General features: G+C 61.6%; 18 protein-coding genes and 3 pseudogenes. 6 read left to right on the forward strand and 15 right to left on the reverse strand.

What is annotated here, in order from left to right; genetic code table 11:
• Window positions 1-91 precede the first annotated feature (91 nt).
• From aceK to BCL79_RS09900, 7 genes are all read right to left on the reverse strand, one after another.
• A complete protein-coding gene (gene aceK / locus BCL79_RS09870; protein ID WP_121041297.1) occupies window positions 92-1,804 on the reverse strand; it encodes a bifunctional isocitrate dehydrogenase kinase/phosphatase in 1,713 nt (570 codons plus the stop codon).
• A gap of 183 nt (window positions 1,805-1,987) precedes the next feature.
• Window positions 1,988-4,213 (reverse strand): NADP-dependent isocitrate dehydrogenase, encoded by a 2,226-nt coding sequence (locus tag BCL79_RS09875; RefSeq protein ID WP_121040424.1) that lies wholly within the window; start codon window positions 4,211-4,213, stop codon window positions 1,988-1,990.
• Between the two features lie 538 nt (window positions 4,214-4,751).
• Window positions 4,752-5,195 (reverse strand): YeeE/YedE family protein, encoded by a 444-nt coding sequence (locus BCL79_RS09880; protein WP_121040426.1) that lies wholly within the window; start codon window positions 5,193-5,195, stop codon window positions 4,752-4,754.
• Window positions 5,192-5,599, reverse strand: a complete 408-nt coding sequence (locus BCL79_RS09885) for a YeeE/YedE family protein (protein ID WP_121040428.1) — start codon at window positions 5,597-5,599, stop codon at window positions 5,192-5,194. Before BCL79_RS09885 ends, BCL79_RS09880 begins: the two co-directional genes overlap by 4 nt.
• The gene (bigR, locus tag BCL79_RS09890; RefSeq protein ID WP_259462138.1) at window positions 5,596-5,904 is read right to left on the reverse strand and encodes a sulfite-sensing transcriptional repressor BigR; all 309 of its coding nucleotides are present in this window, start codon (window positions 5,902-5,904) and stop codon (window positions 5,596-5,598) included. Before bigR ends, BCL79_RS09885 begins: the two co-directional genes overlap by 4 nt.
• A gap of 29 nt (window positions 5,905-5,933) precedes the next feature.
• On the reverse strand, window positions 5,934-7,229 hold the full coding sequence (gene blh, locus BCL79_RS09895) for a bifunctional sulfur transferase/dioxygenase Blh (protein ID WP_121040432.1): 1,296 nt from the start codon (window positions 7,227-7,229) through the stop codon (window positions 5,934-5,936).
• Window positions 7,230-7,426: 197 nt separating this feature from the next.
• A complete protein-coding gene (locus BCL79_RS09900; RefSeq protein ID WP_121041299.1) occupies window positions 7,427-8,011 on the reverse strand; it encodes a TetR/AcrR family transcriptional regulator in 585 nt (194 codons plus the stop codon).
• Between the two features lie 112 nt (window positions 8,012-8,123).
• Here BCL79_RS09900 and BCL79_RS09905 point away from each other — a divergent pair, with 112 nt between their 5' ends.
• Entirely contained in the window at window positions 8,124-8,873 is a 750-nt protein-coding gene (locus tag BCL79_RS09905) for an SDR family oxidoreductase (RefSeq protein WP_121040434.1), read from the forward strand.
• Between the two features lie 102 nt (window positions 8,874-8,975).
• On the opposite strand, the gene BCL79_RS09910 is transcribed toward BCL79_RS09905, so the two are convergent.
• Window positions 8,976-9,356, reverse strand: a complete 381-nt coding sequence (locus tag BCL79_RS09910) for a winged helix-turn-helix transcriptional regulator (protein ID WP_121040436.1) — start codon at window positions 9,354-9,356, stop codon at window positions 8,976-8,978.
• 13 nt (window positions 9,357-9,369) lie between these two features.
• Window positions 9,370-9,741 (reverse strand): winged helix-turn-helix transcriptional regulator, encoded by a 372-nt coding sequence (locus BCL79_RS09915; protein WP_121040439.1) that lies wholly within the window; start codon window positions 9,739-9,741, stop codon window positions 9,370-9,372.
• Window positions 9,742-9,838: 97 nt separating this feature from the next.
• On the opposite strand from BCL79_RS09915, the gene BCL79_RS09920 reads away from it, so the two are divergent.
• Window positions 9,839-10,594 (forward strand): NADPH-dependent F420 reductase, encoded by a 756-nt coding sequence (locus tag BCL79_RS09920; RefSeq protein WP_121040441.1) that lies wholly within the window; start codon window positions 9,839-9,841, stop codon window positions 10,592-10,594.
• Between the two features lie 46 nt (window positions 10,595-10,640).
• On the forward strand, window positions 10,641-11,969 hold the full coding sequence (locus BCL79_RS09925; RefSeq protein WP_121040443.1) for an NtaA/DmoA family FMN-dependent monooxygenase: 1,329 nt from the start codon (window positions 10,641-10,643) through the stop codon (window positions 11,967-11,969).
• Between the two features lie 327 nt (window positions 11,970-12,296).
• On the opposite strand, the pseudogene BCL79_RS20585 reads toward BCL79_RS09925, so the two are convergent.
• Window positions 12,297-12,529 (reverse strand): annotated as a pseudogene (locus BCL79_RS20585) (DUF2274 domain-containing protein).
• A 30-nt stretch (window positions 12,530-12,559) separates the two neighbouring features.
• On the opposite strand from BCL79_RS20585, the pseudogene BCL79_RS09935 reads away from it, so the two are divergent.
• Window positions 12,560-13,138 (forward strand): annotated as a pseudogene (locus BCL79_RS09935) (IS3 family transposase); the annotation flags it as partial.
• Window positions 13,139-13,155: 17 nt separating this feature from the next.
• The gene (locus tag BCL79_RS09940) at window positions 13,156-13,575 is read left to right on the forward strand and encodes a hypothetical protein (RefSeq protein WP_147433884.1); all 420 of its coding nucleotides are present in this window, start codon (window positions 13,156-13,158) and stop codon (window positions 13,573-13,575) included.
• 482 nt (window positions 13,576-14,057) lie between these two features.
• Here BCL79_RS09940 and BCL79_RS09945 read toward each other — a convergent pair whose 3' ends face one another.
• From BCL79_RS09945 to BCL79_RS09955, 3 genes are all read right to left on the reverse strand, one after another.
• A complete protein-coding gene (locus BCL79_RS09945; RefSeq protein WP_121040447.1) occupies window positions 14,058-15,494 on the reverse strand; it encodes an efflux transporter outer membrane subunit in 1,437 nt (478 codons plus the stop codon).
• A 94-nt stretch (window positions 15,495-15,588) separates the two neighbouring features.
• Window positions 15,589-18,753: a multidrug efflux RND transporter permease subunit SmeE gene (gene smeE / locus BCL79_RS09950; protein ID WP_121040449.1), complete on the reverse strand. Its 3,165-nt coding sequence runs from the start codon at window positions 18,751-18,753 to the stop codon at window positions 15,589-15,591.
• A gap of 12 nt (window positions 18,754-18,765) precedes the next feature.
• Window positions 18,766-19,962 (reverse strand): efflux RND transporter periplasmic adaptor subunit, encoded by a 1,197-nt coding sequence (locus tag BCL79_RS09955; RefSeq protein ID WP_121040451.1) that lies wholly within the window; start codon window positions 19,960-19,962, stop codon window positions 18,766-18,768.
• 213 nt (window positions 19,963-20,175) lie between these two features.
• On the opposite strand from BCL79_RS09955, the gene BCL79_RS09960 reads away from it, so the two are divergent.
• Window positions 20,176-20,775 (forward strand): TetR family transcriptional regulator, encoded by a 600-nt coding sequence (locus BCL79_RS09960; RefSeq protein ID WP_183073715.1) that lies wholly within the window; start codon window positions 20,176-20,178, stop codon window positions 20,773-20,775.
• 32 nt (window positions 20,776-20,807) lie between these two features.
• Here the strand turns inward: BCL79_RS09960 and BCL79_RS20590 are convergent.
• Window positions 20,808-21,095 (reverse strand): annotated as a pseudogene (locus tag BCL79_RS20590) (carbohydrate porin); the annotation flags it as partial.
• Between the two features lie 217 nt (window positions 21,096-21,312).
• Entirely contained in the window at window positions 21,313-22,794 is a 1,482-nt protein-coding gene (locus tag BCL79_RS09970; protein ID WP_121041302.1) for a c-type cytochrome, read from the reverse strand.
• Window positions 22,795-22,800 lie beyond the last annotated feature (6 nt).

A 22,800-nucleotide genomic window follows, 5' to 3' on the forward strand; every position in this document is an offset into this window, starting at 1 on the left:
ACGACTGCTGATCCCGTGTCCAATCGCATCGCTGGATCAGCACCAGCGCCCATGCCGCTGTCCGGGCGCGCAGTGGCGATCCTGCAGACAATCAGGCCAGCCGCAGCGCCCCGGCATACGGCGGCGTGTCCGGAAAATCACCGCTGGCAAAACCTGCCTGCAGCTGTTGCCACCACACGGGATCAAACAGATGGCCGAAATGCTCGCGCACGGCCGCCAGCTCGGGCGCCGGCAACCCCATGAACATCCAGAACCGCTCCGCAAATACGTCACGCGGGCCGATCTCGAACCACGGTTCATCAGCCAGCGCTTCCTCCTCATTGCGCGGCGCCGGCCACGCACGGAAGTTGCACTCGGTGACCAGGCACAGCTCGTCGTAGTCGTAGAAGACCGCGCGCCCGTGGCGTGACACACCAAAGTTCTTCGGCAACATATCGCCAGGAAAGATGTTGTTGCGCGCCATGTCGGTGATCGCCTGCGCGTAATCGAGCGCGGCGACACGGCGTGCCTCGGCGGTCTGCTCGCGCAGGTACAGATTGAGCGGCCGGAAACGCCGCTGCACGTAGCACAGCGCGATCACCAGTTCGTCGCCGTCCTCGCGCACACTGCTGGCACACTGGGTCAGCAGCTCCTCGCGCAGCGCCGCGGAGAATCGCGCCCGCGGAAAGCGCAGGTGCCGATACGGCTGCGCATCAAGCAACCGGCCGACGCGGTCCAGGGTGAACACCAGGGCGTACTTTTCTTCGACCTGGTGCCGGGTCATGGTTTTCGGCCACGCGAAACGGTCCCGGATCAGCTTGAACACCAGTGGATAGCTGGGCAGGGTGAACACCGCCATGACCATGCCGGGCGTGCCGTCGGCATGCACCAGCTGCTCACCGGGCTGTTCGTGGAAGTGACGGAAGAACGTGCGATAGCGTTCGGTCTTGCCCTGCTTGGCACGCCCGAGCACGGTGTAGATCTCATCGACCGGCTTGCCCGGCAGCAGGCTGCGCAGGAACACCACCGCATCGCCCACCGTGGCCAGATCGGCCTGGAAATAGCTGCGCGAGACGCCGAACAGATGCGCGACGTCACGGCGCCGGCTCAACACCGCATCCACGCGCAGGCCGCGCTCGTCATGGACCAGCGCGATCACGCAGGGCGAGAAGCGATGCTCACCGAATACGCGCCCCACCAGATAGGCGCGACGCTCGCGATAGAACACGGTGTCGAGCAGTTCAATGCTGCGCACCGGGTAGTCGCCCCAGTGCGCCAGATCGTCCTGCAGGCGCACTGCGATCGCGGCGGCACAGCGCAGCTGGTGCGCGTACGGCACGTCGAAGCGATAGTCCCCCAGTACGCGCATGAAGGCATCGGCCGGGCGCGTGGGGGACAAGGTATAGCTGTGCCGCGCGACGGGATGGGTGATGGCGTCGGAAGGTTCGACATCCATCGCCATGAACTCGATCGCCCCGTCCACGCCGCGGGTGGCGAACAGCCGGCGTGCCAGCGTGTTGTAGAACGTCTTGTACAGTTCGGCGTCGATCAATCCGGCCAGCAGCGCGGCATACGCCGCGCGAACCTCCAGCCACAGCGCGCGCTCGCCCACATGCTCACCGACTGCGCGGCGCAGGGTATCGACGGTCTCGGCGATGCACTGGTCATACAGCGCGATGCGCTCCACGGCGTCCTGCCGTGCACCGGCCCAGTCGCGCTGTTCGAAGCGCTGCCGCGCACGCCGCGAGATCGCCGCGAAGCGCGCGTGGTAATCCTCGAACCCATCGCGGATCAACCGCGCGAGTCCGGGCGGCGTTGCGCTCATGCGGCGGCCCCGGCGGGGCATGGAGAGCTCTGGCAGGAACAGCGACCGTGCATACATCCACTTCCACAGGACCTGCTGCCACCATACGGCAGCGACCGGGCGCTTGCCCAGCGGGCGCCCACAAAAAAACCCGCGCCGAAGCGCGGGTTCTTCATCGATCACCGCAGCCGCGGGACCGCTTCGTTACAGCGCAGACAGCGCGCTGTTGAAGGTGGTGCTCGGACGCATCGCGGCGCTGGCCTTGGCCACGTCCGGACGGTAGTAGCCGCCGATGTCGACCGGCTTGCCCTGCACCGCCGCCAGTTCACCCACGATGGCCTGCTCGTTGTCGGCCAGTGCCTTGGCCAGTGGAGCGAAGCGGGCCTTCAGCGCAGCATCGTCGTCCTGCGCGGCCAGGGCCTGGGCCCAGTACAACGCGATGTAGAAGTGGCTGCCGCGGTTGTCGATGCCACCGAGCTTGCGCGACGGCGACTTGTCGTTGTCCAGGAACTGGCCGTTGGCCTGGTCCAGGGTCTTGGCCAGCACGGTCGCGCCGGCGTTGTCGTAGCGGTTGCCCAGGTGCTCCAGCGAGGCCGCCAGCGCGAGGAACTCGCCCAGCGAATCCCAGCGCAGGTAGTCCTCCTCCACGAACTGCTGCACGTGCTTGGGCGCCGAACCACCGGCACCGGTCTCGAACAGGCCGCCACCGGCCATCAGCGGCACGATCGACAGCATCTTGGCGCTGGTGCCCAGCTCCATGATCGGGAACAGATCGGTCAGGTAATCGCGCAGGACGTTGCCGGTCACCGAGATGGTGTCCTCACCCTTGCGGATGCGGTCCAGCGAGAAGGCGGTCGCGTCCACAGGCGCCAGGATGCGGATGTCCAGGCCGTTGGTGTCGTGGTCCTTCAGGTAGGTCTCGACCTTGGCGATCACCTGCGCATCGTGCGCGCGGGCGGCATCCAGCCAGAACACCGCCGGGGTGCCGCTCAGGCGGGCGCGGTTGACGGCCAGCTTCACCCAATCCTGGATCGGGGCGTCCTTGGTCTGGCACATGCGCCAGATGTCGCCGGTCTGCACGGCGTGCTCGAACACCACGGTGCCCGCCTCATCGGTGACGCGCACGGTGCCGTCGGCCGGGATCTGGAAGGTCTTGTCGTGCGAGCCGTATTCCTCGGCCTTCTGTGCCATCAGGCCGACGTTGGGCACCGAGCCCATGGTGGCCGGGTCGAAGGCGCCGTGGGTGCGGCAGTCATCGATCACGGCCTGGTACACACCCGCATAGCAACGGTCGGGGATGACGGCCTTGGTGTCCTGCAGCTTGCCGTCGGCATTCCACATGCCACCGGAGTCGCGGATCATCGCCGGCATCGACGCATCGACGATCACATCGCTGGGCACGTGCAGGTTGGTGATGCCCTTGTCCGAATTGACCATGGCCAGGCCCGGGCGCTTGCCGTACTCGGCGGCCAGGTCGGCCTTGATCGCTTCCTGGGTCGCTTCGGGCAGCTGCGGCAGGCGCGCGAACAGATCGCCGATGCCGTTGTTCGGATCGAAACCAGCCTGCTTGAGCACGTCGGCGTGCTTGGCCAGCACGTCCTTGTAGAACTCTTCGACGACCACGCCGAACATGATCGGGTCGGACACCTTCATCATGGTGGCCTTCAGGTGCAGCGAGAACAGCACGCCCTTGGCCTTGGCATCGGCGATCTGCGCCTGCACGAACGAGGCCAGCGCATTGCGGCTCATCACCGCGGCGTCGACGATCTCACCGGCCTTGACCGCGGTCTTTTCCTTGAGCACGACGCTGCTGCCGTCGGCCTTGAACAGTTCGATCTTCAGGCTGCCGGCAGTGGCCAGCGTGGCGGACTTTTCGCTGCCGTAGAAATCACCGCCGTCCATGTGCGCGACATGCGACTTGCAGTCCTTGGACCACTTGCCCATGCGATGCGGGTGCTTGCGGGCGTAGTTCTTGACCGACAGCGGCGCGCGGCGATCGGAGTTGCCTTCGCGCAGCACCGGGTTCACCGCGCTGCCCTTGACCTTGTCGTAGCGCGCCTTGATGTCGCGCGAAACGTCGTCGGTCGGCACGTCCGGGTAGTTCGGCAGTGCGAAGCCCTGGTCCTGCAGTTCCTTGATCGCGGCCTTCAGCTGCGGCACCGAGGCGCTGATGTTGGGCAGCTTGATGATGTTGGCGTCCGGGGTGGTCGCCAGCTGGCCCAGTTCGGCCAGGTGGTCGGCTTCTTTCTGGTCGTCTTTCAGGTAATCCGGGAACAGGGCCAGGATGCGGCCGGACAGCGAGATGTCGCGGGTTTCCACGGCGATGCCGGCGGTGGCGGTGTAGGCCTCGACGATCGGCAGCAGCGACTGCGTGGCCAGGAACGGGGCTTCATCGGTGAGCGTGTAGAGAATCTTGGGCGTGTTCGACATGGGGGATCAGGGCTCTCTTGCAGATCTCGTGAATGATGGCCGACGGCAATGCCGGGCCGCGTGCAACCGTGTCGCGTGCAGGGCCTCGCACAGCCTGGCCCGCACTTTCCCCGGGGACCGCGCCAACCAACGGCGCGCACGGCGGGAAACCCCTGCATTGTCGCGTTTTCAGCCCCCCGGAGCAAAGCCGTCCCATACGCAAACGTACTGGAACGCTGTGGTCCGGCAAGCGCCCATAAAAAATGGCCGACGTCAAGCGTTTGGTGAAACCAGCCGAATGGTTGGAGGCCTATACGGGAGGCGGGGTTAGCTCCATTTCGGACCGCTTTGCGGGGCTGCCGCTATGTGGACTAGGAGCCACATAGGAGCGTCGCAGCAGAAAGCCGGGGCATACTGCATCGGGAGCGAATGCCAGCGGGCGGCAGGCTTGCTTGGCCAGCATAACTAAATCGGTCATGAACCTTCAGAAACAGAGAACCCTGCAACGTTGAGCAACCGATGGCCCCCGAGCCGATGGCGGCCAAAAGCGACGGGGTGGTCATGACGACTTCAAGGCGACGAGCCTGTCATGACTGATCATGCCGCCGGCCATTGCGGCCACAAAGAGTGCAATCGGAAGAAGTCCGGTGCCTAGACCTGCGATGGCGGGACCGGGGCAGAAGCCGGCCAAACCCCAGCCGATGCCAAAGATCGCAGCGCCGAGCAGAAGGCGCGGGTCGATCGCCGCCCGTCGTTCGGGCAGGTGGAAGTGGCTGTCGAGCGCGGGGCGAACGAGCCGGCGCTGCAACAGAATGCCGGGCACGGTCATCGCCACCGCGCCACCAAGCACGAACATCAGGCTCGGATCCCAATGGCCGCTACCAACATCGAGGAAGGCGAGGACCCGGGCGGGATCGATCATGCCAGACAGGGACAGGCCAAAGCCGAAGAGCGCGCCGGCAAGGATCGCGACAACCGTGCGCATCAGAAGCAAGCCATTCATCGGAAAACTCCAGCGACAGTCGCTGTGAATATCCCGGCGGTTATGAAGACGGCGACGGCAGCGATGGAACGGGCCGAGAGGCGGGCCAGTCCCACGATGCCATGGCCGGAGGTACAGCCCGACCCCATCCGCGTGCCGAAACCCACGAACAGCCCTGCGACGATGGCAAGCGGCCAGGAAGCAATCATGGTCATGGACGGCCAGCCGCCGAAGATCAGCGAGTAGAAAACGGGTCCAAGCACGAGACCGATCACGAATGCACCATTCTCGATAAAGCGCTCGCCCTGGAGCCATCGTCCGACGATACCGCTGATACCCGCGATACGGCCATTGGCGATCAGCAACAGGACGGCGGAGAGGCCGAGCAGCATGCCGCCGAAAAGAGGTTGCCAATATGCGGTCATGTCCGGTCGTCCTGAGCACAGAATATTGTGTAGAGCGCACTCACGAGTTGCGCCGCCTTGGCCTCGGTCAGCCGATAGAAAATCTGCTTGGCCTCACGCCGCGTTTCTACGATGCCTGCCTCACGCAGCACGCCGAGTTGCTGGGACAGCGTCGGCTGGCCGATCCCGACCTGCTCCTCCAGACCACCGACGGAATATTCGCCTTCGACAAGCGTGCAGACGAGCATGAGGCGCACGGGATGCGACAGTGTCTTGAGCAGGGCGGCAACCTCGCCGGCTCGTTGCTCCAGCGCATCGCGGGCCATTCCGCCCCGCATTCCGGTTCCGGACGCGCTCACCACACGGCCCCCTCCAGGGCGTCGAGCGGAATTTTCAGGTAGCGCCTGCCGTTCGCTTCAGGCTCCGGCAGGTGTCCGCCGCAGATGTTCACCTGAAGTGCCTGCAAGATGAGCTTGGGCATCGGCAGCGTCCGGTCGCGCGCCTCGCGCAGTCTGACGAAGCCGGCCTCATCGATGCCGGAGACATGGGCATTGGTTCGCTTCTGCTCGGCGACAGTACTTTCCCATCGCGGATGACGGCCGTCTGGCTGGTAGTCATGGCCGGTGAACAGACGGGTCTGATCGGGCAGAGAAAGGATCGTCTGGATCGAACGCCACAGCGCTTTTGCATCGCCGCCAGGAAAATCTGCCCGCGCGGTGCCAGAGTCCGGCATGAAGACAGTGTCGTGTACAAAGGCCGCGTCGCCGATCACATACGTAATGGATGCCAGCGTATGACCCGGCGAAAAGATCACGCGGCCCTCGATCGACCCGACCATGAAGCGGTCTCCATCGACAAACAACCGATCCCATTGAGAGCCATCGGTCTTCAGGGCCGGCCAGCCATAGACTTCCTTCCAGAGCGCCTGCACGTCGCCGACACGGGCACCGATCGCCGTCGTCGCGCCTGTCTTGTCCTTGATATACCGCGCAGCGGAGAAATGGTCCGCGTGAGGGTGGGTATCGAGAATCCACTCGACCGTGAGTTCCTGGGCCTCGATACAGGCGAGGATGGCGTCGGCATTCATCGTGCCGGTCGCGCCTGACTTCTCGTCAAAGTCGTGAACCGGATCGACGATGGCGCAACGCTTCGTCGTCGGGTCGGAGACGACATACTGCACGCTTCCCGTCCGCGCATCGAAAAACCCCTTGATCTGCGGAATTCGCGTCGCGTCCTTGTCGAGCCACCCAACGGCGTCCGACAGGTCGAAGCCGTAATCCCTGCCGAATGCCTTGACCGCCTCGCGCGCCATGCGACCGTCGAGCGCTTCGCCCAGGGCGTAGAGCGTCAGCGCTCGCTTCCCGCTCTTGCAATGGGCAACGACCGGTCCATTTGCTTCGTTCATGGCCGCTTGAAAAGCGCGGATGTCGACTTCCGTGATCATCTCTCCGATGACTGGCACGAAGCTGTAGGAAGGGCCCGCCGCCATCGCCGCCGTCCGTTCAGCGGCATTGCCGAGCTGGCCCGGGTCCTCGCCGTCCGGGCGCGCGTTGATGACCGCCACATAGCCCTGATCACGAAAAGCGGTGAAGGACGCCAGATCGGGCTGGGCAGTTATCGACAATCGGTCGTTGATTTTGAGGATTCGCATCGGACTCACGTTCGGACTCATTCATGATGATATACATTATATAATAATGTATATCAGAAGACACAAGCGCTTTGAGCAAGCTCAGGTGCCAATGGGGCAGAGTTCTGACAGGAAGGCATGCCGAAAGGACTGAGGCTGACCAAATCGTTGCTCACCCACCAACGGTTGAGTAGGTTGACCGTCGCCGCCTCGGTCTTTCAGGGGTTGCCGCCCGCCGGTTTTCCGGGAGCGCCAGCACATAGACCTTGTATGACGGTGTCCATGAGCCATGTAAGGCGGGGCTGCCAATCTTCGGTAGCGTCGATCTGCCAGATTCCCGCAATCGTTAGAAAAAACTTGTCCGTTGTGATGCCTGGCCGGATGGTTCCGGCCTCATCATTCGCATCGAGCAGCATTTGAGCCGCCGCGATCACTGGCGCATAGCCATCGTTTGCCATGTACTCCTTGGAACTCGCTACGCCCCGAAGGGCGCCCGCCAGTCCAGTCTTCGTCATCGCATACTCGGCAAGGCGGTTCATCCACGCCCTCAATGCCTGGTCAGGCGGGAGGGTCTTGAGCAGCTGCTTGGCGAACTCGGTGACTTGCAGCATCTCGTGGCGATAGACCTCTATCACCAGTGACTCCCGGGTTGGGAAGTGCCGGTAGAACGTCGCCTGCCCCACCCCTGCCTTCTTCGCGATGACGCTTAGCGGCACATCGGCCGAACGAACCAGTTCCCCGAGCGCCACCGACAGGATGCGGTCTCGATTCTGCTTTGCATCAGACCTCTTACGCTTTTCCACGCTCACCCCATCCACGAATTCGTTGACAAACGGACAACTGTCCGATTACATTCCTTAAACGGACTAGTGTCCGATTTCGATTCTACTGTCATTTGATACTTGGGAGATATCCGTGAAGACCAGCGGCAACACTATTCTCATCACCGGCTCTACGTCTGGCATCGGGCTTGGCCTGGCGCTCAGGCTTCAGCAGGCGGGCAACAAAGTCATCATTTCGGGAAGGAAGAAGGCGCTTCTGGAACAGATCAGAGCGGACCACCCTGAATTGGATGCCATCGAAATCGATGTCGCAGACGCCGATTCGATCGTTCGGGCAAGTCGCGAGGCCGCTGAGCGCTACCCGGATCTGAACGTGGTGATCAACAACGCTGGCGTGATGCCGAGCGAGCGTGTCTTGGAGGCGGATTCTCTGAAAAGAGCAGAAGAGGCCATTGCCATCAACCTGCTTGGTACGATCCGGATGACCTATGCGTTCTTGCCCCAGCTTGCCGGCAACAATGACAGTGTCATCATCAACGTCAGCTCGGCCCTGGCATTTGTCCCTTTCCCAGCCGCGATGACGTACAGCGCGACCAAGGCAGCCGTACACTCATTCACCGAAAGCTTGCGCGTTCAGCTCGCCCAGACCAACGTTCGAGTGGTTGAGCTGGCGCCACCGGGGGTGCGCACAAAACTCTATGGTCAGGGCAATGACGAGCATGCCATGCCTCTTGATGAGTTCCTTGATGAAGCACTAGCGCTTCTCCATGTGCAGGAGACGCCTAAGGAAATCGTCGTGGAGCGCGCCCAGTTTCTTCGCCGGGCCGAGGCGAATGGAAGCTATGATCAGGCCCTGGAGATGCTTTCCGCCGTAGAGTTCTAGGATCGAGGCGAAAGCCCTGGCTGCTCAGTACGACGCTATGTTCGTACTGAGCTTCACTCAGCATCTTCGTCCGGCGGAAGTGTCCATCCGGATCTAAACGTCTCAATCAGCGTCGCACATGTTGCGGCATCCGCTTCCGATGAGCCTGCATCCGCCTTCGGTTGATGACAAGATGCCCATAGGCAAGGTTGCTGAACCCTCGGTGCGATTCATGCAGCTGCGCGGTCGTATTACACGAGTAACCACTGCTTCCCATGCCTTCGCATACAGCCTGCCCGGGAATTCAACGTAGCCCGCTAGTGTTGCTCGGCTCGGTGGCGGTACTTCAGCGTACACCGTGCGGCGAATGAGTCCCCATTTTTCGAACAGGCGCAGTTGGCTGGTCAGTTCCTTCTGCGTGATCGGTGCCATCGCTCGCTGCAAATCACTGAAGCGCACAGCGGCGTCGATACCGGCCAGCCGTGACAGATTGATGGCCCACATGCCCGAGACGTAGTCACATGCCGCTGGCCGGCGAGTTTCGCCGCATTTCGGCCCACTCGATCAAGGCCTGCATCGACGGACCAAGCGCGTATCCCATTTCGCTAAGCTGGTATTCCACCTTCGGCGGTACTTGCGGATACACCGTGCGTTGCACGATGCCGTCCTGCTCCAACTGCTTGAGCTGTTGAATCAGCATCTTCTGGTTGATGCCGTCGATCAGCTTTTCCAGTTCGGAGAAGCGCAGCGCGCCCTTAGCGGCAAACAGCTGGCAAATGATGACGATCTTCCACTTGCCCTCAAGAACCCGCAGCGCCTCTGTCGTCGCCTCGACCCATTCCAGCCGCTTCTGAGGGTCTTCGCAGTCCCATTCACGCTCTTTAAACACATGATCCTCGGTTCGTTACTCACCTTTTAGTGGGTACTTATTATTATCGCACAAGCCCTCTGAAATCGGTGTTTTATGTAATTGTGAGGAAAGCACCATGAAGATCGGGATCATCGGCACAGGCAACATTGGCGCCTCCCTGGCCAGGAAGCTGAGCGCGGCAGGACATGAAGTGCGTGTCGCCAACTCGCGGGGGGTGGAGGGCGTTCGGCAGTTCGCCGACGAAATCGGTGCGAAGGCAGCAGACATTCGCGGAGCGGTCGATGGCGCCGAGGTCATCATTCTTTCGATTCCTTTCCCGGCAGTGCAGACGCTTCCTGCAGATCTTTTCGACGTTGCCGCAACGGATGCCGTCGTCATCGACACCGGCAACTACTACCCCGACATGAGCGACCCGCACATCCCGGAAATCGACGAAGTGATGCTCGAAAGCGTGTGGGTATCCCAGCAGATCGGGCGCCCGGTCATCAAGGCCTTCAACAACATCCTAGCTTACACGCTCGCAGAGCTGGGCCAACCAGAAGGGACGCCCGGCCGCATTGCCGCCGCTGTGGCCGGGGATGATCAGCCCGCCAAAGAAACCGTGCTGCAGCTGGTGAATCAAACGGGCTTCGATCCGGTTGATGCTGGTTCTCTTGCAGCGTCGTGGCGCCAGCAGCCATGCACCCCTGCGTATTGCTGCGACTACGACGCCGATGCGATGCGCGTGGCACTGGCTAAGGCAGTCCCCGGGGCGGCGATCGCCGTGCGTGATCGGATGCCGGAGTTCTTCGCCAAGCTCGGCGCCGCTCCCACGCATGCCGATATCGTCGCGGCGAACCGTGCGACCAACACCGTTACCAACGCCGACTGAGTTTGCCGCCGACCATGCAGCAAGCATCAAGAACGACGGGAGCACCATGGCCAGACAGATGATCATCGGCATGCATTTCGGCAATGGCTACGGCTCGCAGCCTGGCGCGTGGCGGATGCCGGGTGTCGATACCCGGAGCTACACGAACTTCGACAACCAGGTGCGCTACGCGCAAGCGGCTGAACGGGGCAAGTTCCAGTTCCTGTTCGCCCCGGACCTTCCGTCACTGAAGGGCGACGTGGACAGCGAACCGCCGCAGATCACCATCGAGCCGATGATCACCCTCGCCGCGGTCGCACGCGGAACAACACGCATCGGCTTGGTCGCTACCGGCTCAACCACGTTCAACGAGCCGTACAACCTGGCCCGCCAGTTCAAGGCACTCGACCTTGTGAGTCATGGCCGCGCCGGATGGAACGCGGTGCCGACAAGTGATCCAGCAATCGCTGCCAACTATGGTCGTGAGTTGCCGCCACGCGCAGAGAAATATCAGCGTCTGCATGAGTCCGTCCAAGTCGTGCAGGTGCTGTGGGGCAGTTGGGAGCAGGATGCCTGGCTGCACGATGCGGCGTCGGGTCGCTTTGCCGACCCGGCAAAGATCCAACCCATCCACCTGCGTGGACGACACGTCGGCTCCAGTGGGCCTCTGCCGCTTCCGCCATCCGAGCAGGGGCAGCCAGTGATTTTCCAGGCAGGCGGCGGAGATCAGGGGCTGGTCGTCGCGGGCCGCTATGCCAGCGGCGTGATCGGCGCGACGTATACCATCGAAGATGCCCGCGCCCAGCGCACCGCACTGCGCGACGCCGCCGAGCGTGCTGGCCGTAACCCTGACGAGATCAAGTTCTTCCCAGGCCCGATGACCACCATCGCGCGAGACCGGCGTGCCGGACTGGATCGCCGGATTGCGGTGAGCGGGCATACGTTCCCGCAGCGGGTTGCCTATCTATCGCAGATGCTCAATCTACGGCTGGATGCAGACTCGCTCGACAAGCCACTGTCGCAGGCACAACTCGCCGCCGCGCGCCCGTCGCCTTTCGATCCCCGCTCAGCCCATGCACTGAAGGTCGCGCGCGAGGGTTGGAGCCTGCGCGATGTGCTGGCCCATGGGGTGATCGACTATCACCCCGTGATCGCAGGCCCGGCTGTCGAAGCGGCTGATCACATGCAGGCGTGGTTCGAGGCAGGCGCGGCGGATGGCTTCTGGTTGTCGCCCGATGTGTACGAGGACGGGATCGACGCCTTCGTCGATGGCGTGGTGTCCATCCTGCAAGAGCGTGGGCTGTTCCATCGGGATTACGAGGGCGCAACCCTGCGGGATTACCTTGGTGCTCCCTCTCAATACGGACTTGATCCGCGCACCATGCAACAACGCTGATCGGCTGAACGTCAGCGGTGAGGGCGCTTCGTCCGGCGTCATTGCGGTTCAATAACCGGCCAAGCTCAACGTCTGTTCGAATTGAGAAAGAGCGCTCCTCATGATGAAGCGCTACGGCCGCAAAGAGATACCTCATTTGGCGCGAGTTCGGATTGTCCCCGCCCAAACAATGCCAGCGCCAAGCGGTTTATGTAAACGGCACAGACCTCCAGAGCGAAGAAAGCGCAGCCTTGGGCTGCGCTTCCGAGCGACGGACGTGAGCGGAAACAGACGGCGTCAACTTGGCTTCGGCGACGCGGTCTTGCCCGCGCCTCCCTTCCTGAACCCTCAATCCCCTGCGACGAACGCCTCCAGCATGTGCGGAACCAATGTCACCGCATCGACCGCTTCGCCATAGGCCTGCGCGTGCAGTGCGGCGTAGCGGTCAAGATCGGCTTTCAGGCTGGCCGGGCAGGCCGGGCAGGCAGACAGGCAGGCAGGCAGGCAGGCAGGCAGGCAAAGGTCAGCTTCGTGGATTCCGTTTTTGGCAGCGATCCGAGCCGCAGCTTGCGCGTCGTCATCGTGAAGTCCCCCTGTTGAAGAAAAGCGGAGGGTACGGTCGGCGACCACGCCCATTGAGCGGTCCAGTTGGATCAGTCGCCAAGTACGTCCTGGCTCGCGGCTTCAAAGTCAGTGAGCCAAATCGCGCGTGGGTCACGGACATCACTTACATCCGCACGTACGACGGCTTCATGTACTTGGCGGTGGTGCTTGATCTCTTTTCGCGCTAGGTCGTTGGATGGGCAACCCGGCCAACTCAGCATACCGATTTGGTTTTGCAGGCGCTGTTGGCTGCAGTGTGGCGGCGCAAGCCTGCCCCTGGGCTTCTGCTTCACTCCCACCAGGGAACGCAGTTCACCAGTGAAGATTGGCAGAGCTTTCTGCGTAAGCACGACATCGTGTGCAGCATGAGTCGGCGAGGCAACCGCTATGACAACGCAGCGATGGAGAGCTTCTTCCAACTGCTGAAGCGGGAGCGAATCAAGCGAAGAATCTACAGCAATAACGACGAGGCACGTGCCGATGTCTTCCAGTACATCGAGATGTTCTACAACCCAAAACGGCGACAAAGCTCCAACGGTGGTCTGTCCCCGGTAGAGTTTGAGAGGCAGTACGCACTAAACGGCTAACGACTGTCTACAAAACCTTGGGCGATTCAGCCTCGCTGCTGGCTGTGATGGGAAAAGCAGTACTCAGCCAACCCTCGGCAATGCACGCATTGCAGGCTGCCGCGCGCAGATTGTTCGACTTCCTAACTGAGCGCGACAACCTGGCGTTCGGCCTTCTCATCAGGATCGAAGCAGCGCGTTTGCCGTCAATACGGCAGCGCTGCGCCGATTGGATATCGATCATGGAGGAGCCGCTGGTCGTACTGATCGCGCGCTGCCAGGCAGACGGAGTCATCACACGTTCGAGCAGCGCTGAGGTACTTTCCGAAACTCTCAGCGACCTGATAGATGGCGTCGCCGAACGGCTGCGCAACGAGTCAATCCTGCGCGAAGATGCAGACTTGCCAGCATTGTTCAGGAGGCGGTGGGAAGCACTCTTAGCCTACGCAACCGCCTGATCCACCTTAAGGAAGAAATAGTGTGCGGCGATTGCGGCTGGATCGGTGCGGCACAAGGGACTCAGGTAGAGATTCCGGGGCAAGGCTGCGCAGCCGGCGGCAAGCTGATGATCCGGCATGCTCCGGCTATCGCGGCACTCTCTTAGAAGCGAACCGCTTAATCTACACCCAAGCCGCGTGCAGCCGACGTTGTAAGCGCAATCCTATCTTCCACCACTCAAAGTGTGCTGCGGGCCGCGAGATCTGGGCGAAGCACGCAATTCGGACTTGGTCACTGACGCCATCGCTTCACTAACGCCTTACAAGATCAATTGAGAAAGTGCATCCACTTGGAACATGGCTGGCTGTCCGCCTTAGTCGACAAACCTTGTGTTGTGCCTCCCAAGACGTGACGCCGGAGGGGCGGTCGCTATTACAAACGTAAGCGATGCCCCCGCCTAATAAGCGGCCCCATGCAGTGGCGCCTGCGGCGAGATGTTTGGCTAAGGGGCGACCCCGGCAGGTGCCCCATCCCCTTCTTGCCGAACTGGTGACCTAGTCTGCGACCAGCCTCCGCCCAAAACCTTGTACAGGGTGACGCGATTGGCCTGCTGTGCCAAAGATGTCTGCAGACGACTCTGCTGTGCCGCATAAGCGGTCCGGCGCGCATCCAACAGGGTTACAAAACTGTCCAGTCCGGCGTCATAGCGCGCCTGCGACAGAGCCCTCGACTGTTCCGCAGCAACCATCAACGCTTGCTGCGAGGTGAGCTGTGCATCGAAACTCGCACTCAATGCCAACGCGTCGGCAGCTTCGCGAAAGGCGACCTGGATCGCTCGCTCATACTGGGCCAGCGCGATGTCCCTGTCTGCGTTGGCCATCGCCAGTCCTGCCCGAAGCCGTCCGCCTTGAAAAATGGGTAAAGTGATGGTGGGCAGGAAGCTCCACGTGCGACTATTACCCTCAAAAAGTCCGGACAGCTCACCGGAGGCGCTACCAAAGAATCCTGTTAAGCGGATACTGGGAAAGAATGCGGCGCGCGCGGCACCGATGTTAGCATTGCCCGCCAACAGGATGTGCTCGGCAGCCATGATATCCGGGCGTCGCAGAAGAACATCACTGGGCATACCTTCAGGGGCTGGCGACACACCGATGAGGCGAATTTCTTCACTTGTGGCCGGCAGCCATGTCTCATCCACGGCACTTCCGATCAACAGCGCAAGCGCATTGCGATCCCGTTCAACCTGCCCACGGAGCCGTGCCGCGTCAGTGCGGCCAGACTCTACAAGGGTGCGCGTCTGTGCCAGTTCCAACGCCGAGCTACCGCCGCGCTCGAAGCGTGCCTGCGCCAGGCGAAGGGACTCGTTGTAGCTTGCTACCGTCGCCTCGGCGATGCGGAGCTGCTCGCGGTCGGCGCCGAGAGTCATCCAAGCGGTCGCTGTTTCGGCGACCAGGCTCAACTGAGCGTTGCGCCTGTTGGCCGCGACGGAAAAATACTGATGCAACGCCGCTTCGCTCAGGTTTTGTACGCGACCGAACAGATCGATTTCAAAGTCGGTGACCCCAAGGCCCGATGTGAACTGGTCGGTCAGCGGCATGTCGCCCCCTACGCGCTCCAGCTGCCCCTGCACCGACACTCCGGGCAGGCGATCAGCACGCTGGATACGGTACTGGGAGCGCGCGCGCTCGACATTGAGAACGGCTACGCGCAGGTCGCGGTTATGGCTGATGGCTTGGTCAATGACCTGCTGAAGCCGGAAATCGGTGAAGAAATCCCGCCATCCAAGTTCAGCGACATCGGCTGTTTGTGTCTGGACGCCACCCGCAGGCCACTGCGACGGAATCGCAGGCGTCACGTCAGTGTTACTGGGTACGAGGGTGGCGCAACTAGTCAGGCTAAGCGCGGCGGAAAGCGCCAGCAACAAGGGATTTGCTTTCATTGGTTCACCTCTTGACTGGCGGACGGCCAGTCGCATGAAGGGCTACAGCGGAGCGGCGCCGACCATCGGTCACCGTCCCCGATGGGTTCACATCCTAGGCATCGGGTGATCCGTCCACCGCTGGATCCTTCGCCCTTCTCTTGCGCAGGTTGCGATTAAACAGCTTCTGCACCATCACGAAGAACAGTGGGATGAAGAAGAGACCGAGCACCGTACCGACGACCATGCCTCCCAGCACACCGGTGCCGATGGCCTGCTGCGCTCCCGAACCGGCACCCGAGGCAATCGCCAGCGGGAGAACGCCAAGGCCGAAGGCAAGCGAGGTCATAATGATGGGGCGCAGGCGATCACGCACCGCATGCAGGGTAGCCTCCATCAAGCCGACGCCGCGCTCCATGTTCTCCTTGGCGAACTCGACGATAAGAATCGCGTTCTTCGAAGTAAGCCCGACCGTCGTCAGCATGGCAACCTGGAAGTAGATATCACGCTCCATACCACGGAACGTATTGGCCAGCACCGCGCCCAGGATACCCAGCGGCGCGACCAGGAGAACCGAGGTTGGTACGCTCCAGCTTTCATAAAGGGCAGCCAAGCACAGGAACACGATCAGCAGGGACAGCGAATACAGCAACGGCGTTTGCGAGCCGGCCTGCCGCTCCTGGTAGGACAACGCGGTCCATTCGATTTCGAAGCCAGCCGGCAGGTCCTCCGCAATCCGTTCGATCTCGAGCATGGCATCCCCCGACGACACGCCTGTCGCCGGCTCGCCCTGGATTTCCATCGCCGGCACGCCGTTGTAACGCTCCAGGCGCGGTGAGCCGTAATCCCAACGCTTGGTGGCGAAGGCACTGAACGGCACCATATCACCTGCGATGTTCTTGACCGACCAGACGTTGAAATCATCCGGGTTCATGCGGAACTCCGCATCCGACTGAACATACACGCGCTTGACGCGACCACGATCTATGAAGTCATCGATATAGCTGCTGCCCCACGCGGCGGCCAGCGTGCTGTTGATCGATGCGGTGGACAGGCCGAGCGAATTGGCTTTTTCCACATCCACATCAATTCGCAGCTGGGGGGTGTCTTCCTGTCCGTTGGGTCGGACATTGGCCAGCAGCTTGCTTTGCCCAGCGCCGCCCAGCAACTGGTTGCGCGCGGCAAGTAGCGCTTCGTGCCCCTGCGAGCTGTTGTCCTTCAGGAAGAAGGTGTAACCCGAGCCGATACCCAGCTCAGGCATGGCCGGCGGCGGGAACGCAAAGATGGTCGCATCCTTGACCTGCGATAGCGCGGCCATCGCACGACCGGTGATCGGTCCCACACCCTGATCGTCATTACGATCCTTCCAGTCCTTGAGCTTCACAAACGCCATGCCGGCGTTCTGGCCCATGCCGGCAAAGCTGAAGCCCTGCACCGAGAAGATGGACTCCACTGCCTCCGCTTCATCGTTGATGAAGTGATCTTCCATGCGCGCAATTGATTCCAGCGTGCGCTCCTGGGTTGCACCGACCGGGGTCTGCACCAGTGCCATCAAGATGCCCTGGTCTTCATTGGGCAGGAAGGAACTCGGCAGGCGCATGAACATCACGCCCATTACGATCACCAGCGCGGCGAAGATGCCCATCGAACGCCACGGCCGTGCCAGGATGCCCTTGACGCCGCGCTGGTAGCTTTCACTAGACCGGTCGAAACCGCGGTTGAATCCACCGAAGAAGCGCCCCGACCAGCCCTTGTGTGCCACATGGTGGTCGCCCTTCTTCAGTGGCTTGAGCATGGTCGCGCACAGCGCGGGGGTCAGCACGATCGCCACCAGCACCGACAGCGCCATCGCCGACACGATCGTCGCCGAGAACTGCCGGTAGATCACGCCGGTCGAACCGCTCATGAAGGCCATCGGCACGAACACCGCCGACAGTACCAGGCCGATGCCCACCAGCGCACCCGTGATCTGGTCCATAGACTTGCGCGTGGCCTCCAACGGGGAAAGCCCCTCTTCGGCCATGATGCGTTCAACGTTTTCCACCACGACGATCGCATCATCCACCAGCAGGCCGATGGCCAGCACCATCGCGAACATGGTCAGCATGTTGACCGAGAAGCCAAGTGCAGCCAGTACGCCGAAGGTGCCCAGCAGCACCACAGGCACGGCGATGGTGGGAATCAAGGTGGCGCGGAAGTTCTGCAGGAACAGGTACATCACCACGAACACGAGCACGATGGCTTCGATCAGGGTCTTTACCACGCCCTTGATCGATACCTTGACGAACGGCGTGGTGTCATAGGGGACGACCACTTCCAGGCCAGCCGGGAAGTTGCTCTTCAGATCGTCCATGACCGCATTGACACCCTCGGCGGTCTCCAGCGCATTGGCGCCGGTTGCCAGCGAAATGGCGATGCCTGAAGACGGCTTGCCGTTGTAGCGGGTGACGAAATCGTAGGTCTCAGCGCCCAGCTCGACGCGGGCCACGTCGCTCAGGCGCAGTTCGCTACCGTCGGTACCACCGCGGACCAGGATCTTGCGGAACTGTTCCGGGGTCTGCAGACGGTCCTGCGCATTGATGGTTGCGTTGAGCTGCTGGCCCTTGATCGCAGGTGAGCCGCCAAGCTGGCCAATGGCCACCTGGGCGTTCTGCGCGGTGATGGCCGCGATGACCTCATCCACCGACAACTTGTAGGTATGCAGCTTGTTTGGGTCCAACCAGATGCGCATCGAGTACTTGCCGCCGAACACCTGGATGGTGCCAACGCCCGGGACGCGGCTGAGGGGGTCAACGATGTTGCTGCCGACGTAGTCGGCAATATCGTTGGCGTCCATGCTGCCGTCGTTGGAAACGAATCCTAGGACCTGCAGGAACCCGCTGCTTGATTTGGCTACGTTGATACCCTGCCGCTGCACGTCCTGCGGCAGCAATGGCATCGCAAGCTGCAGCTTGTTCTGGACCTGCACCTGTGCGATATCAGGGTCGGTGCCACTTTCGAATGTCAGTGTGATAGTAGCGCGTCCATTGGACGAGCTGTTGGATGAGAAGTAGATCAGGCCGTCGAGGCCCTTCATGTTCTGCTCAATGATCTGGGTAACAGAGTCTTCCACCACCTTGGCCGAGGCACCAGGGTACGTGGCACTGATCTCGACGGCGGGCGGGGCGACTTCCGGATACATCGACACCGGAAGCTGAGTCACCGACAGGGCGCCTGCAAGCATGATGATGATCGCGATGACCCACGCAAAGATAGGGCGATCGATAAAGAAACGTGCCATTTAGGTCTCCGATTACTGCTGCTGTGCCGGAGCTGGAGCCTGGGTAGGCTGCGCGTCCTGTCCATCCGCTGAGGATTGCGTCGGTGCCGCGCCGCGTTCGGTGGCTTGGACAGTCGCGCCGGGCTGGATCTTCTGAAGCCCCTCGACGATTACCTTGTCGCCGGCCTTCAGGCCGTCTTCGACCAGCCATTTGTCACCGATCGCTGCGCTTACCTTGACTCTCCGCGCTTCCACCTTGTTGTCCTGGCGGACAACCATTGCAGTTGTCTCACCCTTGGCATCCCGCGCGATTCCCTGCATCGGGACCATGAGTGCGTTGTCACGCACGCCGCCGCCGATCACGGCTCGTACGTACATTCCGGGCATCAACACCTGGTCGGGGTTGTCCACTTTCACACGCAGCCCGTAGCTGCCGGTCGTCGGGTCCACGCTAACTTCAGAAAATTCCAGTGAACCCTTCTGCGGGAACTCCGTGCCGTCTTCGAGCAGAATAGTAACCGGGGTCTGTTGGTTGTCCTTCAGACGTCCGGCCGCCATTTCACGTCGCAATTGCAGTAGTTCGGATGCGGACTGGGTCAGATCAACGTAGATCGGATCCAGTTGTTGGATAGTTGCCAGTGCGTCCGCCTGTCCGACGCTCACCAGCGCACCTTGGGTCACGCTAGACTTGCCGATGCGGCCGCTGATCGGGGCGGTGATGCGCGCAAAACCAAGGGTGACATTGGCTGCATCCAGCAATGCCCTTGCAGCACCTACGTCCGCAACGGCCTGCTTTTCGGCTGCCTCTGCGTTCTCCAAGTCCTGGCGGCTGACCGCGTCCACATGCGCGAGAGCAGTGATGCGCTTGGCGCTAAGGCGTGATGCGTTGGCGGTGGCCTCTGCTCGAGCCAATTGCGCCCGCGCATTGTTTGCCTGCGCACGGTAGCTCGCGTCATCAAGTTGGTATAGCGCCTGCCCTGCCTCGACCAGTCCACCTTCGGTGAACAGTCGCTTTCCAACGATGCCGTTCACTTGGGGCCGAACTTCGGCGATCAAGAAAGGACTTGTGCGCCCAGGCAGTTCACGGGTCAATCCGACTTGCTCGGCTTTCAGAGTAGCTATGGTGACCGGAATCGGCCCGCCTTGAGATTGTTCTACCTCGCCGCCGCAGGCCGATAGAACAATGCTGACGGCAAGCGCCAAAGGCAGGAGAAGGTGCTTTTGCAACATGGGGAGGGCTCCGCAATGACGTAAAGGTGACAAACGAAAACGCGCGCTTGAGGCACGCTGCTAGTTGAGATGAACCGCAGCCCGGGGCTAACGGACTAATTTCAGCACGCAACTATACATACACGCATGGATGTACGCAAAGCGCTATGATTGGTTTTCTGTATCCCGCATTTGAGGGCACGTATGGCTAGAAAAACCAAGGAGGACGCCCAAATGACCAAGGACAGGATCCTAGAAGCTGCCTTGGATTGTTTCCATGAGCACGGTGTACCGGGTACTACCTTGGCGATGATCGGAACGCGCGCCGGCTATACCCGCGGCGCCATCTACTGGCACTTTGAGAACAAGACCCAGATTCTCCAAGAGCTGGTTAGCCGTGAGCACGTCCCCTTCGCTGACAGACTTCGAGCAGTCGCGTCCACTGAGCAGCCCAACCCCACTAGCGCGCTCAGGGCAGCGCTGCTGTTGTCCGTAAAAGAGGTGGCCGAACAGCCGCGCTTACGCAGCATGGTAGAAGTCTTGATGCGCAGCGATCTGAGCGACGAGAGTCGAGCCTTGCAGTCTCTGCAGGTCAGGCTGTTGACGGAAGAGCGGGAGATCGTCGCCCGCGTCTTCGAAAGAGCTGCGTCACTGGGTCAACTACGCAAAGGGGTAAGCCCGGCGGATGTTGCACGCACGATGATGTGCTGCCTGTCCGGCCTCATGTACAGCGCGATGCTGGAACCAAACGTTTTTGATCTTGAACGCGACGGTGCTCAAATCTTTGATGCCATCCTGAGCGCCTACGTCCATGTCGGCACGATCAGTGATTGACACATGAAACCAAGGCCGAGTTGAGGCCGACGTTAAGGCGCACACGTGCAATGAGGACGACCGCGACCCCCATCAAGCTTGCTTAACAGAAGCCATGTAGCCGCGACCAATGCTCGCAATGGAGCATGCTGCCCGATCCACATTCCGCCCAGGCGCCAAGTCTGCCCACGGCCGTACGTCTCTTGAGGTTGAAGCAAAGACTTCAACCCTCTGTCCTGCAGGTTGTCCCCGTCCCGGTGAGACATTGCAATGTTCAGCTCAGTGCCCCGCCATCCCCACAGCTCGTACAGCTCCAGCGTCGCAGACAGGCTCAGCTGCCCCGCGTGCGCTCCCGCTGATGGCCCAGCGCGTCCTACGTTTTAACGTCCTCGCTGGTATATCGCATCGCGAGATCGACACCTCGTTCTGCAAATCTCGAACCGCTGCCACCCCAATCCCCGAAGAGGTACCGATCCTGCTCAGCACCGCCAGTGGCTGCCCAGGCTGATGGAGAAGCCAACGCTATCAGCGAGCAAAGCCCACGGGACGTCCGTTTGATCACGTCAGACAGCCCTGCTCGCGAGGGCGCCTCCGCACGCGGCGAAACACCAGCCATGCAACAAGAACGAGGGCCAACGCACCGGCAGCAGCGAGCCATGGGACCAGCTTGCGAATCAGCGGCACCGGCCCTCCCGCGCGAAGCACGGTCACCTCTTCCGCTGTCACGCGCATCTCTGGGTTGCCGAACCGTTGAGACACGTAATTAGCCACCGCAGCCACTTGCTCATCGGTCATATCGTGCGCAAAGCCAGGCATGGCAGTCGGCCCGTCTGATCCCTGTCGATGCACGCCGTCCAGAATGGTCATCACTAGATTGTTCGGCGTGGATGCTCCAACGGTCGTATTGTGGGTGAGCGAGGGGTAGTAATTGTCGCCTGTGCCTTGGCCATTGGGCTGATGGCAACTGGCACAGGCATTGGCATACAGTCGAGCGCCGTCGGTGACCCTGTCGTACTCGGTGTAACTGCGGCTGGCCAGCAGTTCCTTACCATTCGGCGTGGTCCTGGCGGCGTCCTCAAGGCTGCGATGGCTCTGGGGGTCATCGAAGTTGTAGCCGGCGGGTAGCGCCGCAGGGCCGTAGCTGTAAGCGGGCCGCTTTTCCCCTTTTACCGAAGCAGCAGGCACTTGCTTCAGATACATGGCCATGGCCTGGAGATCGCTCTCATCCAAATGACGGAGGCTGTGCTCGATGGCTTCGGCCATGCCGCCGGCCGCTTGTCCCTTGCCCGGCACGTGCCCTGAGGAGAGATACTTCACCAGTTCGTCTTCCGACCAACCACCGATGCCGGAGATGGGATCGGACGTGATATTTGGCGCCACCCACCCCGCCACTTCGCCGCCGGAGAGGTACCGACTGTTATCGCTCGCCATTAGTGCATTGCGAGGCGTGTGGCAGCTGCCGCAGTGACCCAGGGTATCAACCAAGTATCGCCCACGTTGCACTGTGTCGTCAGTCGCCGGGGCCTTTGCGGACGTGTCGGGCTTGTCCAGGAACAGCAAGTTCCATGCCCACATCAAGCCCCGAAACTTAAATGGAAACCCGAGATCGGTAACGTGCGCGGCCTCGGTATCGACGGGCTCCACCCGTGCGTTGAGGTAGGCATACAGCGCATGAATATCGTCGTCGCTAATTCCTGCGTAGTCCGTGTAGGGCATCGCTGGGTAGAGGCGACGACCGTCGGCCGCGACGCCCTGGCGCACCGCGCGGGCGAACTGCTCCTCTGACCAACGCCCGATTCCGGCGACTTTGGAGGGCGTGATGTTGGTGGCATAGATCGTCCCCATGGGCGATTCAATGGTGTAGCCCCCCGCAAACGGCTTCCCACTCGTCCCATTTGTATGACAGGCGATGCAATCGCCCGCGCGCGCGACATACTCTCCGCGCTTAATCAGCGCGGCGTCCTGAACGGAATCAGCGGCCGCCGCGTTGAACGTAAGGAAGGCCCCCACTACGAGCGCCACCGGCATCAATGCTGTCATTCTCTC

This window comes from Stenotrophomonas rhizophila, assembly GCF_003651185.1.
Lineage (GTDB): Bacteria > Pseudomonadota > Gammaproteobacteria > Xanthomonadales > Xanthomonadaceae > Stenotrophomonas > Stenotrophomonas maltophilia_Z.

Coding starts and splice junctions, on each gene's coding strand:
- aceK (WP_121041297.1), bottom strand. CDS start 1,804: ATGAGCGCAACGCCGCCCGGACTCGCGCGGTTGATCCGCGATGGGTTC.
- smeE (WP_121040449.1), bottom strand. CDS start 18,753: ATGGCACGTTTCTTTATCGATCGCCCTATCTTTGCGTGGGTCATCGCG.
- BCL79_RS09885 (WP_121040428.1), bottom strand. CDS start 5,599: ATGACCGCATATTGGCAACCTCTTTTCGGCGGCATGCTGCTCGGCCTC.
- BCL79_RS09910 (WP_121040436.1), bottom strand. CDS start 9,356: ATGTGGGCCATCAATCTGTCACGGCTGGCCGGTATCGACGCCGCTGTG.
- bigR (WP_259462138.1), bottom strand. CDS start 5,904: ATGGCCCGCGATGCGCTGGAGCAACGAGCCGGCGAGGTTGCCGCCCTG.
- blh (WP_121040432.1), bottom strand. CDS start 7,229: ATGCGAATCCTCAAAATCAACGACCGATTGTCGATAACTGCCCAGCCC.
- BCL79_RS09880 (WP_121040426.1), bottom strand. CDS start 5,195: ATGAATGGCTTGCTTCTGATGCGCACGGTTGTCGCGATCCTTGCCGGC.
- BCL79_RS09955 (WP_121040451.1), bottom strand. CDS start 19,962: ATGTTGCAAAAGCACCTTCTCCTGCCTTTGGCGCTTGCCGTCAGCATT.
- BCL79_RS09920 (WP_121040441.1), top strand. CDS start 9,839: ATGAAGATCGGGATCATCGGCACAGGCAACATTGGCGCCTCCCTGGCC.
- BCL79_RS09925 (WP_121040443.1), top strand. CDS start 10,641: ATGGCCAGACAGATGATCATCGGCATGCATTTCGGCAATGGCTACGGC.
- BCL79_RS09960 (WP_183073715.1), top strand. CDS start 20,176: ATGACCAAGGACAGGATCCTAGAAGCTGCCTTGGATTGTTTCCATGAG.
- BCL79_RS09875 (WP_121040424.1), bottom strand. CDS start 4,213: ATGTCGAACACGCCCAAGATTCTCTACACGCTCACCGATGAAGCCCCG.
- BCL79_RS09970 (WP_121041302.1), bottom strand. CDS start 22,794: ATGACAGCATTGATGCCGGTGGCGCTCGTAGTGGGGGCCTTCCTTACG.
- BCL79_RS09945 (WP_121040447.1), bottom strand. CDS start 15,494: ATGAAAGCAAATCCCTTGTTGCTGGCGCTTTCCGCCGCGCTTAGCCTG.